This window comes from Pseudomonas sp. 10C3 (assembly GCF_036346185.1).
GTDB lineage: Bacteria > Pseudomonadota > Gammaproteobacteria > Pseudomonadales > Pseudomonadaceae > Aquipseudomonas.
In genome coordinates this window covers 1-248 of the sequence record NZ_JASJVE010000169.1, presented here as the reverse complement: position 1 = coordinate 248, position 248 = coordinate 1, and the positions used below count along the sequence as shown (strand labels likewise).

The window sequence follows — 248 nt, the reverse complement described above, 5'->3', positions numbered from 1 at the left end:
CAACGGATCGGCACGACGTCCTCAAGTGGACTGCTCCGGCCTCACAGCGACTGCGCGGTGTCACAGCCCGAGATCATGTCGCGATGGGGGAAGAGGAGCTCCTGCAGGACGCGGAATTCGACCACGGGACGAGGTCGAGGCATTCTCCTTGCCAGGTGCGGCAACAGTTTCACCAGTACCGGGAGCGACGACGATGTGGGGGCCGTTCCGCCTGACGTTGTCGATCATGACCTCGGTGTACTCCGGGG

General features: G+C 63.7%; 1 protein-coding gene. It reads right to left on the bottom strand.

The genetic code is table 11. The annotated features are described in order from the left end of the window. Window positions 1-60: 60 nt before the first annotated feature. A partial coding sequence (locus QN399_RS26505) for a hypothetical protein (RefSeq protein WP_330201965.1) occupies window positions 61-248 on the bottom strand: 188 nt, incomplete at its 5' end.